Source organism: Thiomicrorhabdus sp. 6S3-12, from assembly GCF_017571475.1.
In the GTDB taxonomy this organism is placed as follows: Bacteria; Pseudomonadota; Gammaproteobacteria; order Thiomicrospirales; family Thiomicrospiraceae; genus Thiomicrorhabdus.
The window spans coordinates 80,508-100,547 of the sequence record NZ_JAGETW010000001.1; the positions used below are offsets into that span (position 1 = coordinate 80,508).

The following is a 20,040-nucleotide window of genomic DNA, read 5'->3' on the forward strand; positions in this document are numbered from 1 at the left end:
TTACTTCTCGATCACTGATTTAAACTGTTGAACAATGTGGTTAATCTGGTTGAATTTGGTTTTGTAAGCGTGCTGATTTACGATCAGACGCGAACTGATATCGGCAATATGCTCCATCGGCACCAGACCGTTGGCACGCAATGTATTCCCGGTATCCACTAAATCCACAATACGGTCGGCAAGATCGATCAGAGGTGCGATCTCCATGGAACCGTAAAGTTTAATCAGATCAACCTGCTCACCTTTTTGCGCATAATAAGCCTGCGCAGATTTAATATATTTTGTCGCAATTTTAAGACGATGACCATGAGGCTTCTCAACTTCCGGACCGGCCACCATCAATTTACATTTGGCAATCTGCAAATCCAGCAGTTCGTAGATATTATCCGTAGGCGCTTCCATCAGAACATCTTTACCCGCGACGCCGATATCGGCGGCGCCGTGCGCAACATAAGTCGGCGCATCGGTCGCACGGACAATCAACAGACGGATATTGTCGTGATTGGTCGGGATAATCAGTTTACGGCTTTTGCTCGGATCTTCCAGCGGCTCAATCCCAGCCGCTTCCAGCAACGGCAAGGTATCCTTATAAATACGCCCTTTGGACAAGGCGATCGTCAATTGTTCACTCATAATTATCTAATCTGTAAATCGTTTTAAATTGGTTGCAAGACCGGCAATTCCGTCGAATCAACGACGGTAGATGTGTGCACCGATCTTATGAAATTTTTCTTCAATCAACTCGTAACCACGGTCGATATGATAAACGCGGTCAATCACGGTTTCGCCCTGTGCCATCAAACCGGCCAGCACCAGACAGGCGGAAGCGCGCAAATCGGTCGCCATCACATTCGCGCCTTTGAGCTTTTCGACACCGCTAATACGAGCAGTATTGCCATCAATATCGATTTTCGCGCCCATTCGAGCCAACTCGGAAACATGCATGAAACGGTTTTCAAAAATCGTCTCTTCAATCACCGAGTCGCCATCGGCAACCGCATTCATCACCATAAACTGCGCCTGCATATCGGTTGGAAACAACGGATAAGGTTCTGTGACGATGTTCACCGGCTTAAGGCGCTTGCCGCGCATATCCAATGTAATGGTATCAGCGGTTGTCGTGACGTCAGCCCCGGCCTCGATAAATTTATCCAGAACGGCACTCAAATGCTGCGGATTGACCTTACTCACCGTCAGCTTGCTTTGTGTTACCGCCGCTGCAGCCAGATAGGTTCCCGCCTCAATACGGTCAGGGATAACCGAATATTCAACACCTTTAAGGGATTTAACGCCTTCGATAACCAGTGTATCGGTTCCGATACCGGTAATTTTAGCGCCCATCTTAACAAGGAATTGCGCCAGATCGGTTACTTCCGGCTCACGCGCCGAATTACGCAAGGTCGTGGTTCCTTCCGCCAGCACGGCTGCCATAATCAGGTTTTCCGTTCCGGTTACGGTAACAATCGGCATCTCAATATCGGCACCGTGCAAACGGCCATTGCTTTTGGCAACGATATAGCCGTTTTCGACTTCGATTTCAGCGCCCATTTTACGCATACCGTCAATATGCACATTCACCGGGCGCGACCCGATTGCACAACCGCCCGGCAGGGAAACCTTCGCTTCGCCGAAACGCGCCAGAAGCGGGCCGAGAACCAGAATTGAAGCGCGCATGGTTTTAACCAACTCGTATGTCGCTTCTCTTTGAGACACGGAACTGGCATCAATTTCGATACAGCGGTTTTCGTCAAATAACAGGCCGACACCCATTGCGCCAAGCAGGTGCAGGGTTGTGGTCACATCCATCAAATGTGGAACATTTGCCAGCTTGACCGGTGTCTCGGCCAGCAAACAGCCCATTAAAATCGGTAAAGCGGCATTTTTAGAGCCGGAAATTTCCACTTTGCCAGAGAGTTCACCCTGACTGTTATCGATAATGAGTTTATCCATGTTTGTTTAATTCCGCCCTAAAAGAAGACGCCCTGTTATTTGTTTTAAAGGTTTGTTTTTAGGCGTAAATTTACGCCGGCGTTTGGGTTTTGATCGACAAAGCGTGCAGAGCACCGCTCTCGATATCCGCCTTAAAGATCTCGTTGACAATTCTATGACGTTGCAGCGGGCTCTTGCCCTCAAACGCATCGCTGGTAACCACGACAGCAAAATTGCAGTCTGCACCGCTGGTTTCAACCTGGCTTCCTGGCAGAACTTCTTGAATTTTCTGACGAATCGTTTCCGGTGACATAGTGACTCCTGAATAAAATTATTGGCGTATTTTAACGCCTTTGTTTAATAAAATCAGATTTATCACCGAAACCGCCAGCAGGAACAGCAGCGTAACCGAAAGGCTCAACCAGATCGAAACATCCGCCTTTTCAAAAAAGCCGTAGCGGAACCCATCGACCATATAGAAAAACGGATTGAAATGTGACAGCTGTTGCCAGAAATCCGGCAATGCCTTAATCGAATAGAAAACACCGCTTAAAAAGGTGAGCGGCATGATAATGAAGTTTTGAAATGCCGCCAGGTGATCGTACTTATCGGAAACGATCCCCGCCAGCATACCTAGTCCGCCCATCATCGCAGCGCTGAGTATCGCAAAGATCAAAATCCAGTGCGGCGCCTGCCAGCTCAAATCGAACCCGATCGCACCGACAACCAGAATCCCGGCTCCGACAGCCAAACCACGAACAATCGCCGCCGCGGTAAAGGCAATATAAAACTCCAGAGGCGAAATCGGACTCAACAGAACAAAGGTCAGATTTCCGTGCATCTTGGACTGTATCAAACTCGAAGAACTGTTGGAGAAGGCGTTCTGCAAAATCGCCATCATAACCAAACCGGGAATCAGAAACTGGCTGTAAGCCAAGCCGCTGAATACATCCAGCTGCGAATCGATGACCTGACCGAATACCAGCAAATACAACAGCGTCGCGACAACCGGTGCAAAAATCGTCTGCACGGCCACCGAATAGAAACGACGTACTTCTTTAACAAAAAGCGCCCAGCACCCTGCCCAGTTCAACATGCCGCTTCTCCTGTTTCAGCAGAATGATCCGCCGTTAAATCGATAAACACCTCTTCCAGAGTTGCGTCGCGGCTGATAATGTCTTCAACCGGCACGCCTGCCTGGCTCAAATGCCCCAAAACATCCGCCAAAGCGACATCTTTATCAACACGGAAAACCAGTGCATTGGCTTCCGTTTCCACAAGAATTTCCTGTAACGGCTGCGGCAGTTGCGGAGTTTGCTGTAAATAGGATTTAGGAACGACGACTTTCAGGTAACGATAGGCATGTTTCGACAACAGAGCCGAAGTCTGATCCAACGCTTTGATCTGCCCCTTCTGCATAATCGCGACGCGGTCGCAAAGCGTTTCCGCCTCTTCCAAATAGTGGGTGGTCAGAATGATGGTATGCCCTTTTTTGTGCAATTCGCGGGTAAAGTCCCACAAAGTACGACGCAGATCGACATCAACCCCGGCCGTCGGCTCATCCAGAACCAGTACCTGCGGTTTATGCACCAGAGCCATCGCAATCAGCGCACGACGCTTCATGCCGCCGGAAAGCTGGTGCGTCAGAGAATCCGCCTTATCGGCCAGCGCCAGACGCTCCAGCAGTTCATCGACCCAGGCCCGCTGCTCGCGCCCTTTAAGACCGAAGTAGCCGGATTGCAGCAGAAGCATTTCACGGATATTGAAAAATGGGTCGGCAATCAACTCCTGCGGCACCAGTCCCAAAGCGCGACGGGTCTGGCGATAATCGGCAACGACATCCTGCCCCATGACGCGAATCGTTCCCGACGAAGGAACGACCAAGCCGGACATGGCATTGATAAGCGTCGATTTACCGGCACCATTTGGCCCGAGAAGACCGAAAAACGCCCCCTCTTCGACATTGAAACTTACGCCCTTAAGAGCCTGTAAGTCCCCATACTGTTTTTTTACATTGCAAAATTCAACGGCAGACATAAATAAAAAATAATCGAGTTATATTGAAAGAAGAGACAATTAAGAGAGAACGACAACCAACTCTTCAAGGTCATAAAGATCAAGCAGTGTTTCCACCTGATCACCGGCATTAATCAGCTCAATCGGCTGTTCAGCCTTAACCGCCCAGTACGCGATCAACGCCAAAACCGAGCTGTCCACCTTGCGGCTGGAGGTAAAATCCACTTTACGTACCGGCAAAGTAAGGACGCGGTTTTTTTTCAACCACTTATCCAGATTGGAAACAGTCAGATCTTCCGGGAGGATCAAGGTCGCCTGATCCTGTTGCCAATTCATTTCTAAGGGCTTTGCCATAAAATTCGCCTAATTTACAGCCGGTTCGGACTGGATCGGCGCAGAGTCGTTCTTTTTCAACTCGTCAATTACCGCATCTACCCCTTTCTGGTCGATCATCGCACCGTAAACGTTACGGAAGCTGACCAGAGTACTGATATTGTTGAAAGTAAAATCGTACAACAGCCACTTCTGGCTTTCCTTATCCTGGAAAGCGCGATAAATGACTTCGACAACCTGACCGTCTTTCATGGTAATCGTCGAGGTAATTTCCGCACGACGCGGTTTCGGTTCCTTAACCTGATTGACCGAAGCGGAAACCACTTCCAGTTTCAGAAAGTTGCTGGAATAGCTGCGAATCAGATTCTTGGTAAAAGCCTCGATAAATTCCTGGCGTTGCTTATCGCTCGCAGAACGCCAGTGAATTCCCATAACAAAACGGGCCATTTTCTCCTGAGCAACATATGGCAATACATACTCTTCTGCGAACTTAACCACTTCTTCGGTACTGCTCTGCAGCTTCTCGCGGTTTTCATCAACTTTGACAATCAGCAACTCGGAAAGTTCCTGAACCATTTTCCCCGGATCGTCCTGAGTTACCGCCTGTGCTTTCAGGCTCATCATGCCCAGGATAAATACCAATCCTAATGACAACCAGAATCCGACAGTGCGAACATTTGCGTTCATATTAGTCTCCGCTTTCCGTAAACTTAACTAAAAATTGCCCAATCAGCTCTTCCAGAACCAACGCCGATTGGGTGTATTCAATCTCGGAGCCGTCTTCCAGATACTCCATATCACCGCCCGGCGTAATACCGATATACTGATCCCCCAGAAGCCCGGAAGTCAAAATTGAAGCAGAAGAATCAAGCGACAGTTCATTATACTGGCGATCAACATCCATCCACACACGCGCCTTAAAGGTCTTCTGATCAATGGTAATATTGGTCACGCGACCGATGACGACACCACTGAGTTTGACCGGCGCACGAACCTTAAGGCCGCCGATATTGTTGAACAGTGCGCTGATCTGATAGCTTGGCGTCTCTTTCAAAGCCGAAAAATTACTGACCTGCAAAGCGATCATCAGCAAGGCACCGAAGGTCATTACAACCAGAGCACCCACCCACATTTCAAATTTTGTCTTTTGTTTCATCCTGACTCCTGATCAGCTCAAACGCTGTCAAACAACTGTTGCGCTAATCAAACATGATTGCGGTTAAGATAAAGTCCAGCCCGAGCACCCCTAAGGAAGCATGCACGACTGTTCGGGTCGTCGCCAGACTGACGCCTTCCGAAGTCGGCACGGCATTGACCCCTTGAAAAAGAGACACGATCGCGATTAATACCGCGAAGGCGACCGATTTAATAATTCCGTTGATCACATCATCGTTCCAGTCGACCGAGGTGTTCATCTGCGACCAAAAGGCCCCATTATCGACACCAAGCCAACCGACCGCAACCAGATAACCGCCGATAATCCCCATAGCGGTGAATAGCAACGCCAGCATCGGCAGCGCCAGAATCGCCGCCATAAAACGCGGCGCATAGATATATTTGAGCGGATCGACGGCCATCATTTCCAACGCCGAAACCTGCTCGGTAGAACGCATAAGACCGATCTCCGCCGTCAGTGCAGAACCGGCTCTACCGGCAAAAAGCAATGCCGCTACGACCGGCCCTAGTTCGCGTAACAGCGACAAAGCGGTCATAGTTCCGACCGCCTCTTCGGAGTTGTAGTCAACCAGCACATTATACCCCTGCAGACTCAACACCATGCCGACGAAAAGCCCGGCGGTCAGAATGATCGGTAATGACAGTACGCCGGCGATATAGACCTGTTTAACCCACAGGTCAAAGCGCAGAAACGCTGCCGGCATTGCCGGCAGCATCGACAGGACAAACAGAGCGCCCCGCCCGATCAAAGCCAAGCCGGAAAGAAAGCTGGCTCCGATCGATCCCAGAAATTCACTGATTGAAAAACGACCCTGCATTTAAGTGCCCTAAATTAGTTAACTAAACCTGATAAACAGTAATTCAAAAATTTATTTTGCATCCCGCAAAGCGTTCAGGCTTTGCTGATAGGAATCTTTACTGAAATGGAATGGAACCGGTCCGTCGGCCAAACCATGCACAAACTGATTCACGAAAGGATTCGATTCCGACAAGATCGTCTCCTTATCGCCCTGCGCAATGATTTTTCCTTCCGAAATAACGCAAACGTAATCGGCGATCGAAAGCACTTCATCCACATCGTGCGATACGACAACCGAGGTTAATCCCAAGGCCCCGTTCAGCTTGCCGATCAGTTCGATCAGCACGCCCATGGTGATGGGATCCTGTCCGACAAACGGTTCGTCGTAAAAGATCATGTCCGGATCGAGCGTAATCGCTCTCGCCAGAGCTACGCGGCGAGACATACCGCCGGAAAGTTGTGCCGGCATCAGATGACGGGCGCCTCTAAGACCGACAGCCTGAAGCTTCATCTGCACCAAAGGCTCGATAATGTCATCCGGCAATTTGGTATGCTCGCGTAATGGAAAAGCAACATTTTCGAACACGTTTAAATCACCAAGAAGCGCTCCGCTCTGGAATAACATGCCCATTCGGCGGCGCAGTGAATACAATTTTGACCGCGACAGTTTATGCACATCCTGCCCGTCGACCAGAATCCGTCCTTTATCAGGCTGCAACTGACCCGCGATCAATTTCAGCAAGGTTGTCTTACCGGTTCCGCTCGGCCCCATAATCGCGGTCACCTTCCCTCGGGGAATCTGCAAACTGATGTCATCAAAAATGATCCGTTCGTCGCGCGAAAAACTGACACCTTCAATCTGAATTAAACTATCCGCCATGGCTCTCTACATTTATTTTTAGTTTTTCCAACTTGGGAAAGACGCAGTTTTAAGTACCGCGTTTAGTTTAACGTTTCCTAATAAGCACGCAAATAATTAAATTGTGAATATATTATTGCTGCCAAAGAACAGGGATCATGCCCGTTTAAATCAATACCCCAACAGTTCCGCCACTGTTTTAAGGTTCTGCACCGAGCTGATCGACATTTCAGGATTGGCTACGCAGACAGGCACCGCCGAATCCTGTTGCGGAATAGAGGAGACAAGATCTTTCAGCAGATCGGCCTGCTGCTTGCCGTCCTGCGGCAAATCATTAATCCACGCCATCGGCTGGCCGGAGACAACAATACCGTCATTGCGCCATGACCAACCCGGAAACGTCAAACGGGACGAAACAAGCGTTACAGGTAGCCCCCGTATTTCGCTTGGCGGCAACAGCGTTTCCGCTAAAACCGCACAACCGATCAAACGTTCGGCAAAGTCGCTCCCCTGCGTCAACTCAAGCAATTTTTCCAGATGCGCCAATTGCTCTTCGGCCACAATTAACAGCAGCAGTGTATTCTCGTTCAGGCAATCGACAAAATCGTCAAACGGTTCTTCGTCCAAGCCGTCTTCAAGCAACCAAGCCAGCCATACATGCTGCGGAACTGCCGCCAGACGGAAGTGATTCAGGTAAAAATCCAAACGCCACTCTTCCGGCAAATCATCCGGATAAAAAGTATCCTGCCATTGCGAATACTGCCACCCTAGAGTGGTCACTTCCAAATTATCCAGTTTAAGATTTTCCATAAGGTCCCGTCACCCGCGATCACTCATATAACTCGAGCTAAAATGGTTACTCAAAATAAAAAGCCCGCCTATTTTAGGAGCTAATGCACAGAATTGCCAAAATATCTAAACACAGAAACCGTACTGAGATTGTGACAAACTGTTGCAAAGCCTGCCAGAGTCTTTGCAAACGGAGACTGCACGGACATCATGGGCGAAAAAACAAGCGACACCCAAACCGCCAACACCATAGATTGAATAGCATGAGTTATAAATATGTTTTATATTGTTAAACAATTTCCGCTATAATCTCAGCCCGAAAAAAGATAACTTACTGAATTCATACGCCTATGACAACAACACTTATCCTCCCAAGCTTGCTGCTCATAATCGGCCTGGCGCTTCTGGTTTGGAGTTCCGATGTCTTTATTGACGGCGCAGCCAGTACCGCGACGCATATGAAGATATCCCCCCTGATTATCGGTGTCGTCGTTCTTGGCTTTGGTACCTCTATGCCGGAAATCATTGTGGCGATTCTGGCAGCCTTGGAAGGCAGCCCTAGCTTGGCAATCGGTAACGCCATAGGCTCTAACATCGCCAATATCGGCCTGGTTCTCGGGATTACCGCACTAATCACCCCCGTCATCGTAAAATCATCCATCCTCAAGCGTGAACTTCCGGTTCTTCTGGCGATTTCGATCGGCGTTTACCTATTGGTTCTGGACGGAACCTTAGGTATCTGGGACGGCGTAATTCTGCTGATTGTTCTGGTAACCGTCATGACCTGGATGATTAAAAGCAATAAAGCGCTTGATCCATCCGATCCTCTGGCGCAGGAAACCGCTCATGAGATGGAAGAAATCGCAGACCTCTCGCAGAAAAAAGCCCTGATTTATCTGATCGGCGGCCTGATCATTCTGATGATCAGTGCGCGCATGATGGTCTCCGGCGCCGTGGAAATCGCCCAGTTTTTCGAAGTACCCGAAGTGGTGATCGGTCTGACCATCATCGCTATCGGTACCAGCCTGCCTGAACTGGCCGCCGCCATTGCCGCCGCTCGAAAAAACGAAGCCGACCTGATTATCGGTAATATCGTCGGCTCCAACCTATTCAACATTCTCGCGGTTCTCGCGGTGCCGGCCCTCCTGGCACCCTCGATTCTGGAACCGGAAATTCTGAATATCGACATGCCGTTCATGCTTGTCTTAACGGTCGCCATGTTGTTGCTGGCTCTATCCAGAGACGGCAAAGCAAAAATCAACCGTCTACGCGGCTTTTTGCTAAGCCTTGCCTTCTTGAGTTATTTGTATATGCTTTATCTGCGTTCCACCGGTTCGCTGTAAAACCGACCAACATAAACCTGGGAAACTGAACGATTATGCAGATCGCCGCTGACATTGCCGCCAAAGCCCAAAAGATCAAATTTCTGATTTTGGACGTTGACGGCGTCATGACCGATAACCGCCTGTACTACACCGACGACGGGCAGGAAATAAAATCCTTTTATACTCGTGACGGACACGGCATGGTGCTTTTGAAAAAAAGCGGTGTGGATATCGGCATAATCACCGGACGCAAATCCAACTTGGTCGCCAAGCGGTGCCAGGACCTGAAAATCGAGCATCTTTATCAAGGCGTGCCGGACAAGTTGCCGAGCTTCCTTGAACTGGTTGAAAAGCTTGGTCTCGAACTGGAACAAATCGCCTACATCGGTGACGACATTCTCGACCTGCCGATTCTGATGCGCGTCGGTTTGAGCGTCACGCCGGCAGACGGCGAAGAGGAAGTTAAAACGCGCGTCGACTACACCTCCCGCTACATCGGCGGAAAAGGCGTTGTCCGCGAAGTGTGTGAAATCATTATGCGCTCCCAGGACAGCTGGCAGCAGCACATGGACTTCTATATGCGAGGCCTTACAGAATAAGCTCACCATAAACTTCCTGCATTTTATGTTTTATAATAGGCGCTTCAAAATGGTTAAACAAAAACACCTATGCGCCTGACTCCTTCAAAACTGCTGATTTCCACACTTACTCTGGCCGCTGTCGCGATCTGGACCAACGTATGGCTTGAATCCAACCAGAAAGAGCAGACCAGTGGCGTTGCCGCAACCTTGAAGGAAGCAACCTGGCAGTTCAGCGGGACGCAAATCTGGCGTCCGGGCATAGAAAACGAGAGCAACGCCCTCAACTTTACCGCCGGACAGATACGTTATCAGCAAAACCGGCAGCTTAGTCATATCGAACAGCTGCTTCTGGTCGACTTCAGACAAAACAATCTCAACCTGATCAGCAGTCAAATCGCCGTTCTTGACCCTCAATTCAATATCACTCTTTCGCAGAATGTTCGTTTCAGCCACTATCAACAACAGGACGACCTTCCCGTATGGCAGCAACAAATTCAGCTCACCGGGGAACAATTTACCTATAATAATCCGCAGCGCCGCCTGACAAGTTCTCAGTCCGTCACGATTACCCAGCCGAATGCCGTCACCGAAGCCGGAAGCCTTAGCGCCGACTTAACCAATGGCGAATGGTTGTTTTCCGACGGCGTCAGAGGAACTATACAGCCACAGACAATGGCGCAAGACGACAGAAAAAGCCAGGAATAATCATGTCAAATGCTTCTCATACTATTCGGCACACATTGAACAAGCTTCTCTTTGGTGGCGTTCTATGCCTCTTTACTCTAGCGCCCCTGCATGCCGAAGAACGTCCGTCTGAAAGTCAGGAGCCGATTAAAATCAGCGCCGATCGCTTGATGGTCAACGAAAAGCAAGGCGTCAGCCGTTACCAGGGGAATGTTCTGGTAAACCAAGGTTCCCTTCAACTTCAAGGCGAGCAGATCGAAATCGTTCATCCGGGCAATCAACTGAAGAAGATCGAAATTCTCGGTAAGCCGGCACGTTTTCAGCGCATGGACATCAGCACGCAAAGCCTGACTCGAGGTGAAGCCGATAAAATCATCTATCAGGCGGAAAAAGACATCCTGACCTTTATCGGCAATGCTCGGGTCGAAGAAAACGGCAAACACCAGATTAGCGGCTCCAAACTGGTTTACGATCTGCAGAAGCAGACCTTGCAAGCTCAGAGCGATAGTCAAAAACAGAACCGGGTCGAAGTCATTCTGGTTCCCGAGCAGAAAAAACAATAACCCATCAACCCAAAAGACTGAATCAAACCCATGGCTCATTTCTACGCGCGCAATCTGGCAAAAAGTTATAAAAAACGACAAGTCGTGACCCAGGTCGATCTGGACGTACACAGTGGTGAGGTCGTCGGCCTTCTCGGGCCGAATGGTGCCGGTAAGACCACAACCTTCTATATGATGACCGGGCTGATCAAAAACGATGGCGGGCAGATCTTTCTCGACAACCACGACTTAACGAATATGCCGATTCACGAACGTGCCCATTTGGGAATCGGTTATCTCCCGCAGGAAAGCTCCATCTTTCGCCAACTGAGCGTTGCCGACAACATTAAGGCGATACTGGAAATGCGCAAGGAACTCGATCGAGACCAAAGAGCGCAGCTTTTCGAGAACCTGGTTGACGACCTGCAAATCGGCCATATCCTTGAGCAACCCGGCCAGGCGCTTTCCGGCGGCGAACGCCGCCGTGTTGAAATTGCCCGCGCTCTGGCGATGGAGCCGAAATTCATTCTGCTCGACGAACCCTTTGCAGGGGTTGACCCGATCTCCGTCAAGGATATTCAGAATATTGTGATTCACCTTAAAGAACGCGACATCGGCGTCCTGATCACCGATCACAATGTCCGCGAAACCCTTGGTGTCTGCGACCACGCCTATATCCTGCACGCAGGAACGATTCTTGCCAAAGGGCCTCCGCAAGAAGTACTCGAACACCCGGAAGTCAGAAGAGTCTATCTCGGTGAAAACTTCGCATAAAGAAAGAAAATTTATCAAAAATTCAGCATTTCTTGAGCAGAGTCATATTAAATTTTTCTTGTAAAAATTTGCACCGATTCTGATCTTTCATTTAAGAAAACAACTGCTATACTGAAATTGAAGACAGGAAAAAGAGCCTAAAAAAATAAAAGAGAGTTTATAATCCCTTCTTTTTAAAATGACTCTCACTTGTCAAATCGCAATCAGATAACTAAAGGAGCGATTGTATGCAAATCAACATCACAGGCCACCACATCGACGTAACCGATGCCCTTCGTAGCTATGTTTCTGAAAAACTAGAAAAACTAGAGCGCCACTTTGATCACGTAACCAATGTTCACGTCATCCTGACTGTAAACAAGCAGGCTCAGATTGCTGAAGCGACGGTACATGTTTCAGGTGCAGATCTTTTCGCTCAAGAAGAAACAGAAAATATGTACGCATCAATTGACGGCTTGGTTGACAAACTTGATCGCCAAATCATCAAACACAAAGAAAAAATCGGCAGCCACAAGCAGAAGTCCGGCGGCGTTAAAAACATGGCAGCAGAAGCCTAAGAGTTTAACGCTGAAGCTGGTTACCCAAAAAACCGGCACAAAACGTCAAAACGCCTCGAAGTATCGGGGCGTTTTTTTATGTTTATGAAACTTTCTTGATACAGATATAAAAACCCCAGCCCGGCATTCTCACAGCCTGTTAGAATAACGCTTACAAGGCGCGCCAAACGGGTCTTTCCAAGCGAATTATCCCTGTCTGCGCATCCTGACGACCATACGGTGCAAAAAAGCCAAAAACCAACCTGGCTTAAAATTTGTTTGCCCAAAAAGCATAATCGACCAAATATCAAAGGCCGCCCGTGAGTAATAGCAATATCGACAAAAAGACCATTACCGATCAGCTTCTCAATGCCGTCAAGGACCAAAACCTTGAATTGATCTCCTCTTTGAGCAACCAGTTTGTTGCCGAAGAACTCGCTGAACTGTTGGAATCCACACCACCGAAAGAACGTTCTGTCCTTTGGAGTGCCATAGCGGCAGAAATTCAGGGGGAAATTCTTACCCACCTGAACGAAGAGGTGCGAGCCAACCTGCTCGGCGAACTGGAAACGCATGAAATTGTCGAAATCACCGAAGAGCTGGCTGTCGACGATATCGTGGATATCGCCCAGTCTCTGGAGCAAAAAGAGCAGATCGAGTTTGTCGAATCCCTTGGCGAAGAAAACCGCGAAGCAGTGCAGATGGTACTGGCCTTCGAGGAGAATACCGCCGGTGGTTTAATGAGTACGGATTTCATCTCGGTTCGTGCCGACGTAACCCTCGGAGTCGTACTACGTTACCTTCGTCAGCTTGGAGACCTGCCACCGTCAACAACCGCCCTGCTGGTTCGAGACCGCGATGACCACTATGTCGGCTCTTTACAGCTGCGTTACCTGCTGACTCATGATGAGGACAGCGAAGTACATGAATTCGTTGATCAATTGGTACCGGCAATCAACGTTTATACCTCGGCCAAAGAAGTCGCACACCTGTTCGAAAAACAGGATTTGATTTTCGCACCAGTGGTCGACGACCAGAACCGAATTCTCGGCCGTATTACCATCGATGACGTGGTCGATATCATCCGTGACGAAGCGGAACACGAACGTATGGCCAGCGCGGGTCTGGACGAGGACGAAGATATCTTCTCGCCGCCGAGCCGTTCGGCCAAACGCCGCACTTTCTGGCTTGGTATCAATCTGCTGACGGCGATTTTCGCCTCGATCGTGATCGGTCTGTTTGACGCTTCAATTGAAAAAGTCGTTGCGCTGGCGGTGCTGATGCCGATTATTGCCAGTATGGGGGGAATTGCCGGAACTCAGACGGCGACGATTGTCATTCGCGCTCTGGCGACCGGAAAGCTCGGGAAATCTAACAGCCGTTCATTGCTGATTAAAGAATCGACGGTCGGTCTGTATAACGGTTTAATCTGGGCGGTTCTGACTGGCGCGGCGGTGATGCTCTGGTTCCAGGACTGGCAACTAAGCGCTATTTTCGCTACCGCCATGATGGTCAACCTGCTGGCTGCGGCCTTTGCCGGCGCAATGATTCCGCTGATTTTGCAGCGCATGCGTATCGACCCGGCTCTGGCTTCCGGCCTCATGCTGACAACCGTTACCGATTCGCTGGGGTTCTTCGTATTCCTCGGTTTGGCGACGATCGTCCTGCTGTAAGCGGAAATTATTCGAAAACGCGATAATAACTTTTATCGGCCAGCGCCAACATCGGTTTATCACCGGACGAGTCGCCATAGGCATGGACAAAATCAAACTGATCAAGGGCATAACGCTGCTTGATGCGGCGTACCTTCTCTTGTCCATAACAGTTATTGCCGTCAAATTTACCGCTCAAGACACCATTGTCGGCAGCAAATTCTGTTGCGATCAGCTCGAAACCTTTTTGCTCGCACCAAGGCTCGAGCCAATTGCGCAGGGAAGCTGAAATAACAACGATTGTCGCGCCCTGCTGCTGATAGTTTTCAATCGCCTGTTGCGCTTTCGGGCGCAACAGCAGCTCAATCCGGCTTAAAGAATACTCCCTGGCAAGCGTATTAAAACGCGCCACATCCCAGCCTCGAAAAAAATGGCCGAGAAGCTTTTCTTTCGCCTTATCGTTCGGCATCAGCTTCATGACATACAAGCTTAACCAGGGTGACAGACACAGAAGCCCCCAATAATAGCGCCAGCGCCCGCAGGCGAACTGAATAAAATCCGGAAGGCTGTCTTTTTTGGTCAGAGTACCGTCAAAATCGAACAGCACCAAGCCCTTGCAGCCCTTGGAAAGGTCGGCAGCCGACGGAGAGATTTCTTGCGGCATGCTCAGATGCTCATCTTTTTAAAAATCACTTCTGGAATATGGCGAATAATCAGCATCACCAGCCACCAGATCGGTTTGACATAAATAACATTGCGCCCTTTCTGCTGAGCTTTTACAACCATTTTGGCAACCTGTTCCGGCTGCGCGGTCAGTTTCTCCGGCAGATCCATACCGGCAGTCATCTTGGTGGCGACAAATCCCGGTTTTACCGTCAATACCTGAACATCTGCTTCCGCAAGACGATTGCGCAGTCCGGACAGATAGGCACTAAACCCGGCTTTGGCAGAACCGTAGATATAGTTCGCCTTACGCCCGCGATCGCCGGCCACCGAACTGATTCCGACAATAAATCCGCTCTGCTTTTGTTCGAAATCGGCTGCAATCGGCTCCAGGACCGCCACCAGCGCATTAAAATTGCTCTGCAAAATCTTTTGTGCCAAAGCGGCATCCTGCTGCGCCTGAGTTTGATCGCCCAGAAATCCTAAAGCCGTCACCACTCCGACCGGCGCCGGAGCAAGACCTTGATAAAAATTCGACTGCTCTTCCAGCTTTAGGGCATCCCATTCCAACAGGCGCACCTCGACTTGATGACGAATCTGCAGATCGCTTTGCAGACTTTCCAGGTCGGCTACATTGCGTGCAGCCAGATACAGATTAAATCCCAAACCGGCATATTCGCGGGCAATTGACTGGGCCATATCGCTTTTGGCGCCCAGAATCAGAACAAACCCTTTATCACTCATAATCATCCTTAAATTTTATAACCCCAATCGTACAGACTGCCGGGAATTCAATGTCTTATCCAGTCCATGCTGTCTGCGAAAAGCCCGGAACTGTTCGATCTGCGGATAGCCTTGCTCGAAAACCGCTTTCGGCACGCGCGCATCCTTGGCCAGATAGAAACGTCCACCACACTTCACAACCACTTCATCGAGACGTTCCAAAAGCCCCCAAAGAGAAGGCTCAACCTTAAAGTCCAGCGCCAGGCTATAGCCTTCCATCGGAAAAGAGAGCCAGTTGGCATTATGCTTTCCATACAACTTCAGCACTGCCAGAAAAGAGCCTTTCCCGCTTGCGGCTATGATCTGCAAGATTTCCTGCAAGCCTTGATAACTGTGCTCTTTCGGCAGGATAAACTGATATTGAACAAAACCGTCTTTACCGTAAATACGGTTCCAATTGGATAACGCATCCAGCGGATAGAAAAACTGATCGATCGACACCATCTGCTGAGAGATTTTCTTGCGGACCTTGTGATAGTACAGCCAGTTAAACGCGGACAGGGTCAAGCGGTTAAGCGCAAATTTCGGAAAGTTAAAAGGGATTGCAGGCCCGCGCGGAGAACGATAGTCCAGATCGCCATCAGTGGCAAAATCTCCGACCATCAGCAGACTGCGCCCGAGGTTTTTGCCTTTGGCCAGACAATCGATCCAGGCAACCGAATACGGCGATGCCTGATAGTCTTCAAACGCCGCGAAAGTCTCTTGCAGACTGGCCGACTTAATGGTCGTTTGTTCGATATTCTGCGATTTGATCGGTTTTAACTGCAACCTTGCCTCAAGAATCACCCCAGTTAACCCCTGCCCGCCACAGGTTGAATGAAACCAGTCGCGGTTTTCATTCTCGGAGCAATCGATGATTTCGCCGTTCGGCAGCATCAGTTTCAGATCCAAAACGCTTTGACTAAAACTGCCGAAATGATGATGGTTTTTACCGTGCACATCGGAGGCAATGGCACCACCGACGGTAATCAGTTTCGTCCCCGGGGTTACCGCCAGAAACCAGCCGTGCGGAACCGCGACTTGCAATATTTCGGACAACAGAATACCGGACTGCGCCCGGAGTATGCCACTTTCCTTATCAAACTGTAAAAAGTGATTCAGTTTCCGGGTCACTATCTGCTTATCGGCAATTGCGCTGTCGCCGTAGCTGCGCCCGTTACCGTAGGCAATGACGTCACCCTCTTCATCCAGAAAGCCGGCAATTTCCTGGGCACTCTGTACCGAACACGCCTTACTTGTGCTGCGCGGAAAACGCCCCCAGCCAGCAAGATTCTTTTGCGGACAAGACATCATCAGTGCGAATCCTGAAACTGGATAGCAGCGGAATTAAAAACAAAACGCCGGTCGAGAAAATATTTAATCACATAACCGATCGCCAAGCCGACGACTGCGCCGACGTAGAGCGCGCCCGGCCATGCAAAGAGCCAGTCGAACAGCCACTCGGTACCCCAAAAAATAAAGGTTGTACCGACACCGGTCAGAGTGTATTTGGCGAATTTCTTACCGTGATCGCGAATATGTTCCGACTTGTCGTAAAAAATAAACCATTTATCAAGCAGATATTTCATGATCAGACCGGCAGCGGTCCCCCAGAACATAGCGACAAACAGGTAACCGACGCCCTGATACAAAGCAAGACTCGCGGCTTGAAACATCAGGTTCAACAAGGTCGCAATCACAGCAAACAGAATATAGCGTTGCGCCAGCTTCATAAGCGATCCTTAGTAGAGAATCCAGACAAAAGTTAAAATCCATCCCAGAAGGCTCAACTGAACAAAACGGTCATGCTGAACCACTTTAGTCGGCGAACCGCTGTCCTGATAAACAAACGCAATTTGCAGATAGCGCAGAACACCAAGAATAACGAAAAATGCCGTTAAATAAAGATATTCGCTGTGCAAGCGGGCGATGACTTCCGCGGAGGTGGTATAGAGGATATAGGCCATAATCACCACCGAAGCCATAATCGCCATGGCGATATCGAGCAGTTGCAGGTTATAACCGTCAATCACCTTGCGCATTTTCTGCCCGGTTTCCATAAAGGTCAGTACGTCATCACGCCGTTTTGCCAGCGCAAGAAACAACGCCAGCAGGAATGTCATCACAACAATCCACATTGAAAGCGCCATGCCCGAAGCCAAAGCCCCAATAAACAGGCGCAGAACAAAACCGATGGCAATCGTTGTCACATCCAGCAAAGCGATATGCTTGAGTTTAAAACTGTAGGCAATATTCAAGACAAGGTAGAGCAATAGAACCCATAGAGCCTCAAGCGACAGACTCCCCATAATCGCGATGGCAATAACAGCCAGCCCTATCATCAGAGCAAAACCCTGTTGCGGTTTTACAGCACCTGATGCCAGCGGGCGAGTACATTTTTTAGGGTGCTGGCGATCATCTGCAATATCGCGATAATCGTTAAGAATATAGATTGCGCTGGCACCCAGAGAGAAAGCGATAAAAGCCCAAAACACCTGAATCAGCAATTCCAGATTAGTAATCTGCAACCCAAAAAACAGCGGCAGAAACAGAAACAGGTTTTTAACATATTGATGCGGGCGCATCAGGGCTATTAACGCTTTAATCGGCATAGTTCAATCGCAACAGTGATAAAAAATTCCCGCCTTCTGAGCAGACAAGATAGATAATTTCAAGAAGGCTAATATTAACGGATTTAAAGGTTAAATGCGCCCCCACTGCTAACCTTTTCAAAAAATCGCCTGAATTATTGAGCGCAGAAAGGATTTCGCCACACTTTTCTGTTCAAATTTCATTAAAATGAAAAACATTCATACTCTCCAAGAGAGCCAAAAAACCTTTCTATATCAAGAAAAACCTGAGGAGTTTTCAATGAAAAAACAGATCTTTACCAGCCTCGCACTTGTCGCAGCAGTCGGCTTAAGTGGTTGTAGCCAAAACCCGAATAAAACTAAAGAAGAAAAAGAGACTGAAGCCAATGTTGCGACAGTACTAGGGGCAATCGGCGGCGCCGTTCTGGCACGACAAATGGGCGTAGATAGCCGTACCGGTACCGTCATTGGCGGCGTTATCGGTGGTGTCACCGCGCGTAAAATTTACCAGGACGTCAATAAAGACACGGCCAACGATCCAAACACAAATGTAGAAGCGGTTAATATTGATGGGCAGGAATACATCAAAGTCGATGTACGAGACGTTAACTTCCGCTCCGGATCTGCGCACCTTGACCCTGAAATGCTGGACCGTTTAGGGCCTGTATTGAATGCTCTGCGCAACTACCCTAATACCCGCGTTCATATCGAAGGGCATACGGACAGTGACGGCAGCCGAGCTTTCAATCAGCAGCTTTCAGAAAACCGTTCTAAAAACGTCGCTTTCTACCTGATGGATAACGGTATCAGCCGCGATCGCATTATCACTTACGGTTACGGTGAAGATCGTCCGATTGCCAGCAACGATACACCACAAGGCAAGCGTATGAACCGTCGTGTCACCTTCCTGATCAGCGAGTACTAAACTTAGAAACCTAGAAACCTTTTTAGCCCTTTCATTCCAAAGTTATTTGGAGTGAAAGGCAAATCCCTCGGATTCCAAGCCTAATCTAATATCTCGCACCCGTTTAGCAACGCACGAAACAATCTGAAAGCAACTGTATCTCTAATCGACTGATTCGATATTAAACAGCTCCGCAGCGTTCTGATAGGCGATCTTATGCGCCACTTCCGGCGGCAGATCCCCCAGCCAATCGCGTATATTGCTCACAACCTTATCGAAATTTTCCCAACGTTGTACACTGTATGTGTCCACCGCCGCCATAAAGCGGTCCTGATGGGTAATAAACAGGTCTCGCCACTCTTTGTTCAGCTTGCCGTTACTCAATAGCATGCCGTCTCGAACGGACGTATCGATATAAAGCCCTTGCGGGTACTTCTGTAACATCGCATTCAAAAAATCCACTTCTGGCCGCGTTCCCAGATGCGCCCATAACACAGTCGCCTGCGGATAAAGTTCGAATACCTTATCAACGACTTCGGCATCACCATGCACCTGAAGCGGTAACCGGTGTTGTTTCGCCAGCAGTACGACCTGCTGGAAAACGGGGCTATTAACCTTATCCTTAAACAGGTGCAACTCGCCGACACCTCGGTAAAATCCGCTCTTTAAAGCTTTCTCGGTTGCCGGAACAACAGCTGGATCGTCCATCCATTTAGCCTTGTCATGGAATCCGTGATAGAAACTGTAGAAAGGTATGATTCGCTGCGGCATGGCACGATAAAGAATTTCCGTGCCGTCGGTCGGCGCGCTGGAAACCTGCGCAAACGCAACCTGATTACGGTCAAAAATCGCTTCAATTTGCTGTGGAGAAAAGTTCTGCACATCTTCCGCCGCATAGTGCAAATGAGCGTCAAACAGCTTGCCTTGGTAGACACTGCTGTCACTTTGCATGTTTGAATGGTTTGTCGCAGCAGAAGATTCACTTGCCAACAAAACTTCGGGCTCATGCGCCTGAACGGAAGAAATTGATAGAGAGCCCGCAATAGAAATAAACAGGCCGCAATGCAGCCCTTTGACAATACGTTTAAAAAACGAGATGGAAAACGCTTGGTTGACCATAGTGCT

At 49.1% G+C, this 20,040-nt stretch carries 25 protein-coding genes; 8 read left to right on the forward strand and 17 right to left on the reverse strand.

Annotated features, from left to right (window positions below):
* From hisG to J3999_RS00430, 11 genes are all read right to left on the reverse strand, one after another.
* Window positions 1-633, reverse strand: coding sequence for an ATP phosphoribosyltransferase (hisG, locus tag J3999_RS00380; RefSeq protein WP_208125896.1), 633 nt, complete (start codon window positions 631-633; stop codon window positions 1-3).
* 57 nt (window positions 634-690) lie between these two features.
* The gene (murA, locus tag J3999_RS00385) at window positions 691-1,950 is read right to left on the reverse strand and encodes a UDP-N-acetylglucosamine 1-carboxyvinyltransferase (protein WP_208125897.1); all 1,260 of its coding nucleotides are present in this window, start codon (window positions 1,948-1,950) and stop codon (window positions 691-693) included.
* A gap of 70 nt (window positions 1,951-2,020) precedes the next feature.
* Window positions 2,021-2,242, reverse strand: a complete 222-nt coding sequence (locus J3999_RS00390) for a BolA family protein (protein ID WP_208125898.1) — start codon at window positions 2,240-2,242, stop codon at window positions 2,021-2,023.
* A gap of 18 nt (window positions 2,243-2,260) precedes the next feature.
* Complete coding sequence (locus tag J3999_RS00395; RefSeq protein WP_208125899.1) at window positions 2,261-3,025, reverse strand: ABC transporter permease; 765 nt, start codon at window positions 3,023-3,025, stop codon at window positions 2,261-2,263.
* Entirely contained in the window at window positions 3,019-3,966 is a 948-nt protein-coding gene (locus J3999_RS00400; protein ID WP_208125900.1) for an ABC transporter ATP-binding protein, read from the reverse strand. Before J3999_RS00400 ends, J3999_RS00395 begins: the two co-directional genes overlap by 7 nt.
* 39 nt (window positions 3,967-4,005) lie before the next feature.
* Complete coding sequence (locus J3999_RS00405; protein WP_208125901.1) at window positions 4,006-4,299, reverse strand: STAS domain-containing protein; 294 nt, start codon at window positions 4,297-4,299, stop codon at window positions 4,006-4,008.
* A 9-nt stretch (window positions 4,300-4,308) separates the two neighbouring features.
* Window positions 4,309-4,965: a phospholipid-binding protein MlaC gene (locus tag J3999_RS00410; protein ID WP_208125902.1), complete on the reverse strand. Its 657-nt coding sequence runs from the start codon at window positions 4,963-4,965 to the stop codon at window positions 4,309-4,311.
* Window position 4,966: 1 nt separating this feature from the next.
* Window positions 4,967-5,434, reverse strand: a complete 468-nt coding sequence (mlaD, locus tag J3999_RS00415) for an outer membrane lipid asymmetry maintenance protein MlaD (protein WP_173285828.1) — start codon at window positions 5,432-5,434, stop codon at window positions 4,967-4,969.
* Window positions 5,435-5,477: 43 nt separating this feature from the next.
* Window positions 5,478-6,272 carry a lipid asymmetry maintenance ABC transporter permease subunit MlaE gene (gene mlaE / locus J3999_RS00420; protein ID WP_208125903.1) on the reverse strand — a complete coding sequence of 265 codons (795 nt, stop codon included), beginning with the start codon at window positions 6,270-6,272 and terminating at the stop codon, window positions 5,478-5,480.
* A 51-nt stretch (window positions 6,273-6,323) separates the two neighbouring features.
* The gene (locus tag J3999_RS00425; RefSeq protein ID WP_208125905.1) at window positions 6,324-7,133 is read right to left on the reverse strand and encodes an ABC transporter ATP-binding protein; all 810 of its coding nucleotides are present in this window, start codon (window positions 7,131-7,133) and stop codon (window positions 6,324-6,326) included.
* 150 nt (window positions 7,134-7,283) lie between these two features.
* Window positions 7,284-7,922, reverse strand: a complete 639-nt coding sequence (locus tag J3999_RS00430; protein ID WP_208125907.1) for a hypothetical protein — start codon at window positions 7,920-7,922, stop codon at window positions 7,284-7,286.
* Between the two features lie 329 nt (window positions 7,923-8,251).
* Here J3999_RS00430 and J3999_RS00435 point away from each other — a divergent pair, with 329 nt between their 5' ends.
* The 7 genes from J3999_RS00435 (at window position 8,252) to mgtE (ending at window position 14,016) form a co-directional block, all read left to right on the forward strand.
* Complete coding sequence (locus J3999_RS00435; RefSeq protein WP_208125909.1) at window positions 8,252-9,244, forward strand: calcium/sodium antiporter; 993 nt, start codon at window positions 8,252-8,254, stop codon at window positions 9,242-9,244.
* 35 nt (window positions 9,245-9,279) lie between these two features.
* Window positions 9,280-9,825 (forward strand): HAD family hydrolase, encoded by a 546-nt coding sequence (locus J3999_RS00440; protein WP_208125911.1) that lies wholly within the window; start codon window positions 9,280-9,282, stop codon window positions 9,823-9,825.
* A 69-nt stretch (window positions 9,826-9,894) separates the two neighbouring features.
* Complete coding sequence (lptC, locus tag J3999_RS00445; RefSeq protein ID WP_208125912.1) at window positions 9,895-10,512, forward strand: LPS export ABC transporter periplasmic protein LptC; 618 nt, start codon at window positions 9,895-9,897, stop codon at window positions 10,510-10,512.
* Between the two features lie 2 nt (window positions 10,513-10,514).
* A complete protein-coding gene (gene lptA / locus J3999_RS00450) occupies window positions 10,515-11,054 on the forward strand; it encodes a lipopolysaccharide transport periplasmic protein LptA (protein WP_208125913.1) in 540 nt (179 codons plus the stop codon).
* Between the two features lie 30 nt (window positions 11,055-11,084).
* On the forward strand, window positions 11,085-11,807 hold the full coding sequence (gene lptB / locus J3999_RS00455) for an LPS export ABC transporter ATP-binding protein (protein ID WP_208125914.1): 723 nt from the start codon (window positions 11,085-11,087) through the stop codon (window positions 11,805-11,807).
* Window positions 11,808-12,034: 227 nt separating this feature from the next.
* A complete protein-coding gene (hpf, locus tag J3999_RS00460) occupies window positions 12,035-12,364 on the forward strand; it encodes a ribosome hibernation-promoting factor, HPF/YfiA family (protein WP_173285847.1) in 330 nt (109 codons plus the stop codon).
* Window positions 12,365-12,663: 299 nt separating this feature from the next.
* Window positions 12,664-14,016: a magnesium transporter gene (gene mgtE, locus J3999_RS00465; protein ID WP_208125915.1), complete on the forward strand. Its 1,353-nt coding sequence runs from the start codon at window positions 12,664-12,666 to the stop codon at window positions 14,014-14,016.
* A 7-nt stretch (window positions 14,017-14,023) separates the two neighbouring features.
* On the opposite strand, the gene J3999_RS00470 is transcribed toward mgtE, so the two are convergent.
* From J3999_RS00470 to J3999_RS00490, 5 genes are read right to left on the reverse strand one after another with little or no spacing between them, the layout of a single operon-like run.
* Entirely contained in the window at window positions 14,024-14,659 is a 636-nt protein-coding gene (locus J3999_RS00470) for an HAD family hydrolase (RefSeq protein ID WP_208125916.1), read from the reverse strand.
* Between the two features lie 2 nt (window positions 14,660-14,661).
* A complete protein-coding gene (locus J3999_RS00475) occupies window positions 14,662-15,402 on the reverse strand; it encodes an SDR family oxidoreductase (protein ID WP_208125917.1) in 741 nt (246 codons plus the stop codon).
* Window positions 15,403-15,417: 15 nt separating this feature from the next.
* Window positions 15,418-16,734 carry an FAD-binding oxidoreductase gene (locus J3999_RS00480; RefSeq protein ID WP_208125919.1) on the reverse strand — a complete coding sequence of 439 codons (1,317 nt, stop codon included), beginning with the start codon at window positions 16,732-16,734 and terminating at the stop codon, window positions 15,418-15,420.
* The gene (locus J3999_RS00485) at window positions 16,734-17,153 is read right to left on the reverse strand and encodes a GtrA family protein (protein WP_208125921.1); all 420 of its coding nucleotides are present in this window, start codon (window positions 17,151-17,153) and stop codon (window positions 16,734-16,736) included. Before J3999_RS00485 ends, J3999_RS00480 begins: the two co-directional genes overlap by 1 nt.
* A gap of 9 nt (window positions 17,154-17,162) precedes the next feature.
* Entirely contained in the window at window positions 17,163-18,032 is an 870-nt protein-coding gene (locus J3999_RS00490) for a UbiA prenyltransferase family protein (protein WP_208125923.1), read from the reverse strand.
* 259 nt (window positions 18,033-18,291) lie between these two features.
* On the opposite strand from J3999_RS00490, the gene J3999_RS00495 reads away from it, so the two are divergent.
* On the forward strand, window positions 18,292-18,936 hold the full coding sequence (locus J3999_RS00495) for an OmpA family protein (RefSeq protein WP_208125925.1): 645 nt from the start codon (window positions 18,292-18,294) through the stop codon (window positions 18,934-18,936).
* Between the two features lie 141 nt (window positions 18,937-19,077).
* Here J3999_RS00495 and J3999_RS00500 read toward each other — a convergent pair whose 3' ends face one another.
* Window positions 19,078-20,034 carry an amidohydrolase family protein gene (locus J3999_RS00500; protein ID WP_208125927.1) on the reverse strand — a complete coding sequence of 319 codons (957 nt, stop codon included), beginning with the start codon at window positions 20,032-20,034 and terminating at the stop codon, window positions 19,078-19,080.
* Window positions 20,035-20,040 lie beyond the last annotated feature (6 nt).

Coding starts and splice junctions, on each gene's coding strand:
- J3999_RS00400 (WP_208125900.1), bottom strand. CDS start 3,966: ATGTCTGCCGTTGAATTTTGCAATGTAAAAAAACAGTATGGGGACTTA.
- J3999_RS00405 (WP_208125901.1), bottom strand. CDS start 4,299: ATGGCAAAGCCCTTAGAAATGAATTGGCAACAGGATCAGGCGACCTTG.
- J3999_RS00435 (WP_208125909.1), top strand. CDS start 8,252: ATGACAACAACACTTATCCTCCCAAGCTTGCTGCTCATAATCGGCCTG.
- lptA (WP_208125913.1), top strand. CDS start 10,515: ATGTCAAATGCTTCTCATACTATTCGGCACACATTGAACAAGCTTCTC.
- J3999_RS00480 (WP_208125919.1), bottom strand. CDS start 16,734: ATGATGTCTTGTCCGCAAAAGAATCTTGCTGGCTGGGGGCGTTTTCCG.
- J3999_RS00500 (WP_208125927.1), bottom strand. CDS start 20,034: ATGGTCAACCAAGCGTTTTCCATCTCGTTTTTTAAACGTATTGTCAAA.
- J3999_RS00410 (WP_208125902.1), bottom strand. CDS start 4,965: ATGAACGCAAATGTTCGCACTGTCGGATTCTGGTTGTCATTAGGATTG.
- hisG (WP_208125896.1), bottom strand. CDS start 633: ATGAGTGAACAATTGACGATCGCCTTGTCCAAAGGGCGTATTTATAAG.
- J3999_RS00390 (WP_208125898.1), bottom strand. CDS start 2,242: ATGTCACCGGAAACGATTCGTCAGAAAATTCAAGAAGTTCTGCCAGGA.
- J3999_RS00425 (WP_208125905.1), bottom strand. CDS start 7,133: ATGGCGGATAGTTTAATTCAGATTGAAGGTGTCAGTTTTTCGCGCGAC.
- mlaE (WP_208125903.1), bottom strand. CDS start 6,272: ATGCAGGGTCGTTTTTCAATCAGTGAATTTCTGGGATCGATCGGAGCC.
- J3999_RS00475 (WP_208125917.1), bottom strand. CDS start 15,402: ATGAGTGATAAAGGGTTTGTTCTGATTCTGGGCGCCAAAAGCGATATG.
- J3999_RS00440 (WP_208125911.1), top strand. CDS start 9,280: ATGCAGATCGCCGCTGACATTGCCGCCAAAGCCCAAAAGATCAAATTT.
- mlaD (WP_173285828.1), bottom strand. CDS start 5,434: ATGAAACAAAAGACAAAATTTGAAATGTGGGTGGGTGCTCTGGTTGTA.
- J3999_RS00495 (WP_208125925.1), top strand. CDS start 18,292: ATGAAAAAACAGATCTTTACCAGCCTCGCACTTGTCGCAGCAGTCGGC.
- lptB (WP_208125914.1), top strand. CDS start 11,085: ATGGCTCATTTCTACGCGCGCAATCTGGCAAAAAGTTATAAAAAACGA.
- J3999_RS00485 (WP_208125921.1), bottom strand. CDS start 17,153: ATGAAGCTGGCGCAACGCTATATTCTGTTTGCTGTGATTGCGACCTTG.
- J3999_RS00430 (WP_208125907.1), bottom strand. CDS start 7,922: ATGGAAAATCTTAAACTGGATAATTTGGAAGTGACCACTCTAGGGTGG.
- J3999_RS00470 (WP_208125916.1), bottom strand. CDS start 14,659: ATGCCGCAAGAAATCTCTCCGTCGGCTGCCGACCTTTCCAAGGGCTGC.
- murA (WP_208125897.1), bottom strand. CDS start 1,950: ATGGATAAACTCATTATCGATAACAGTCAGGGTGAACTCTCTGGCAAA.
- J3999_RS00395 (WP_208125899.1), bottom strand. CDS start 3,025: ATGTTGAACTGGGCAGGGTGCTGGGCGCTTTTTGTTAAAGAAGTACGT.
- J3999_RS00490 (WP_208125923.1), bottom strand. CDS start 18,032: ATGCCGATTAAAGCGTTAATAGCCCTGATGCGCCCGCATCAATATGTT.
- hpf (WP_173285847.1), top strand. CDS start 12,035: ATGCAAATCAACATCACAGGCCACCACATCGACGTAACCGATGCCCTT.
- lptC (WP_208125912.1), top strand. CDS start 9,895: ATGCGCCTGACTCCTTCAAAACTGCTGATTTCCACACTTACTCTGGCC.